Origin of the sequence: Sinomonas sp., from assembly GCF_051955515.1 — a bacterium.
Taxonomy (GTDB): Bacteria; Actinomycetota; Actinomycetes; order Actinomycetales; family Micrococcaceae; genus Sinomonas.
In genome coordinates this window covers 1-2928 of record NZ_JBQCGQ010000215.1, presented here as the reverse complement: position 1 = coordinate 2928, position 2928 = coordinate 1, and the positions used below count along the sequence as shown (strand labels likewise).

The window sequence follows — 2928 nt, the reverse complement described above, 5'->3', positions numbered from 1 at the left end:
TGCAGATTCACGCCGCTGCCGTACGCCGGCAACGACGTACGACGGCGGCCCAGCAGCTCCGCGACCGGCGCACCGAGGCGCTTCCCCAGGAGGTCCCACAGGGCGAGGTCGAGGCCCGCCAGCGCGATGGTCGTGAGCCCTCCTCCACCGGCCTCGTGCAGACGTACCCACAGGGCGTCCCAGACCGCCTCGGGATGGGTCGGGCCACCGAGGGCGGCCGCGCGGATGTCCTCGGTGAGCAAGCTCTGGACCGCGCCGCCGCCGATGGTCGGCGTCCAGCTGAAGCCCGTTCCGCGGTTGCCGTGCGAGTCCTCGACGTCGACGACGATGAAGTGCAGTTCCGGCACGTCCGCTCCCCACGGCCGGGGAAGCCGCGGGACGAGCAAGCGCGTGCGGAGCGATGTGAGCACGGGCTCCGGTGAGGCGTTCACGAGCGGATCAGGGCGCCGTCGGCCGTGTTTTCCGCAGGGCGGACAGCTCCGCTGGCAACCAGCTCCCCGCCCGCGGCGAGGATCCGCTCAAGCTCCGCAAGGTGCTCGGGGAGGGGATCCATCAGCGGGGGCCGCACGCCGCCCACCTCGAGGCCGCCCAGCCTCACGCCGGCCTTGATGAGCGACACGCCGTAGCCGGGAACGGCGTCGCGCAGGGCCACGAGGGGCCGGAAGAAGCGGTCGAGGAGCTCCCGGCGGCGGGGCTCGTCGCCGTCGGCATACGCGTGGTAGTAGGCGTTGGCGACTTCGGGTGCCATCGCGAACGCCGCCGACGAATACAAGGGCACCCCGATCCCCCGGTACGCGGCCTGGCTGAGCTCCGCGGTGAGGAGGCCGTTGAAGAACTGGAAGTCGGTGCGCCCGGAGGCCTCGACGGCGAGGACCACCTCCTGCGTCACCGCTACGTCCCCGGCGCCGTCCTTGAAGCCGACCACCTGGGGATTCGCTGCGAGGTGCGCGACGGCCGCCGGCGTGAACTTCGCGTTGGCGCGGTGGTAGATGACGAGCTCGAGGTCCGTCGCTGCGGCGATCGCCTCGACGTAGCGAACCAGCCCGTCGACGGGCGAGTTCACGAGGTACGGCGGGAGGACTAGGAGGCCCTGCGCGCCCGCCTCCTCCGCGGCACGCGCGGCCTCGAGGGCGTGCCCCAGCGGACCGCCAGTGCCGCCGAGCACAGGAATGGCGCTTCCCGCATCGCGCACCGCCTCCACGGAGGCGCGGACGACGGCGCCCGCCTCCTGAGCGGTCAGCGAGTGGTATTCGCCGGTCCCGCACGCGGCGAAGATGCCGCCCGGCTGATGCGGGAGGCGCGAGGCGACGTGCTCGCGCGCGAGGCCCGCGTCGATCCGTCCGTGCGCGTCGAAGGGAGTGACGGGGAAGAAGAGGATGCCGTCGAATTTCATGGGGTTCCTTAGCTCAGGTGAACGGAGGTGGCGGCGAGGGGCTCGCCCTCGAGCTCGGTGCGCCAGGAGCGCTGGGGGCGCCAGCCGAGCAGGCGCAACGCCTTCGCCGACGTGAAGGCGGCCTGCGTGCCCGTCAGGTGGGCGCTGATCCCCTCGCTTCCGGGGAAAAACTGCGGGACCAGTTCGGCGAGCGGGCGGCGGGCCATGGCGTCGTCGGCCCCGACGAAGAAGACTTCGCCGTTCGGCACCTCGTCCGCGCCCTCGAGCCAGCGCTCGACGAACCGCGCAGCGTCGCGCGCATCCACGTAGTTGAAGAGCGAGACGGCGGCGAGTTCGGGCCGCGCGAGGCGTTCGGCGACCGTGTGGCCCTGCTGAGTCGGTGCGCCCTGCCATTCCTCGGGCGAGATGACGAAGCACGGGCGGAAGGCGCCGAAGCGGACAGCATCCCCCAGCTGCGCCACGAACATGCGGACTGTGGCCTCGAGCATCGACTTCGAGAGGGCGTACGCGTTCCACGGCGCGATCGGGTGCTCCTCGTCGATGGGCAGATACTGCGGCGACCAGCCCTGTGGCGTCCCGTAGCCGAGCACTGTGGGGCTCGACGCCACGAGCACGCGGCTCACTCCGGCGTCGACCGCGGCGCTCAGCACGGAGAAGCACAGCTGCACGTTCGTGCGGAGGATGACGTCCTCGGGCGCGCTGAAGGGAACCGCGATCGCCGCGAGGTGGACGACGCCCTCGGGCCGGATCGCCGCGAGCGCGGCCTTCGCGGCCGCGGCATCGGCGAGGTCGACGGCGTGCTGGAGCGCAGCGTCGCTCACAAGGGGCGACGGCGCGCGGTCCAGAGAGTGGACTTCGTGGCCTCGGGATGCCAGGTGGTTGACGACGCTCACGCCGAGCCGGCCCGAGCCGCCGGTGACGGCGATCCTCATGCCCGGGATCCCGCCGTCGTGCTCTCTGTCGAGAAGAAGGTGAGGGGCCCCTCGTCGTCGAGCGGGACGCCGAAGTCGGCGAGCCGGACGGCCTGGCCCGTGCGGAGCGATTCGTTGGCGCCGACGCCGACCAGGACGCTGCGGATGCCGTCGATGTAGCCCGCCTGACGGTGGAGCGGGTCGTTGCCGGGGCCGCGGAAGACATCGGAGAGCAGCATGGCGTCCCCGCCGCCGTGGCCGCCGGTGCCAACGGGGATCGGAACCTCATGGGCCGGCTCCCAGAGTCGCTGGAGGATGATCCGCTGGCCCTCGGGGCGCACATCCTGGCCCGCGCTTTCTGGGTCCGCGGCGACGGACGGGTCGAGGGTGTGGCTGTCCGGGGAGACCGACCCGCGCTCCACGACTTCGATCTCCACGCGGCCCTCGGTGCCGTTGAACGCCACGCGGTAGCCCTCCCACGGCGAGTGCGCCACGAGCGTGTAGGCCATCGAGGCGCCGCCGCGGTAGCCGACCACGAGGCTCAGGTTGTCCTCGATGTCGATGCCCTCGGTGAAGACGTCGCGGTCGCGGAGGTAGCCGTCGTCGGCCTCGCCCTCGAGGTAG

The 2928-nt window shown here is 72.1% G+C and carries 2 protein-coding genes and 2 pseudogenes; all 4 read right to left on the bottom strand.

Annotated features, from left to right (window positions below):
• A pseudogene (locus ACTHL9_RS12665) lies at positions 1 to 431 on the bottom strand (mandelate racemase/muconate lactonizing enzyme family protein); the annotation flags it as partial.
• On the bottom strand, positions 428 to 1393 hold the full coding sequence (locus ACTHL9_RS12660) for a 5-dehydro-4-deoxyglucarate dehydratase (RefSeq protein WP_440519547.1): 966 nt from the start codon (positions 1391 to 1393) through the stop codon (positions 428 to 430). The pseudogene ACTHL9_RS12665 and the gene ACTHL9_RS12660, both read right to left, overlap by 4 nt.
• A gap of 8 nt (positions 1394 to 1401) precedes the next feature.
• On the bottom strand, positions 1402 to 2325 hold the full coding sequence (locus ACTHL9_RS12655; protein ID WP_440519545.1) for an NAD-dependent epimerase/dehydratase family protein: 924 nt from the start codon (positions 2323 to 2325) through the stop codon (positions 1402 to 1404).
• Positions 2322 to 2928: pseudogene (locus tag ACTHL9_RS12650) on the bottom strand (gfo/Idh/MocA family oxidoreductase); the annotation flags it as partial. The pseudogene ACTHL9_RS12650 and the gene ACTHL9_RS12655, both read right to left, overlap by 4 nt.

Excerpts from the sequence above, each read along its gene's own strand:
- ACTHL9_RS12660 (WP_440519547.1), bottom strand. The coding sequence starts at position 1,393 with ATGAAATTCGACGGCATCCTCTTCTTCCCCGTCACTCCCTTCGACGCG.
- ACTHL9_RS12655 (WP_440519545.1), bottom strand. The coding sequence starts at position 2,325 with ATGAGGATCGCCGTCACCGGCGGCTCGGGCCGGCTCGGCGTGAGCGTC.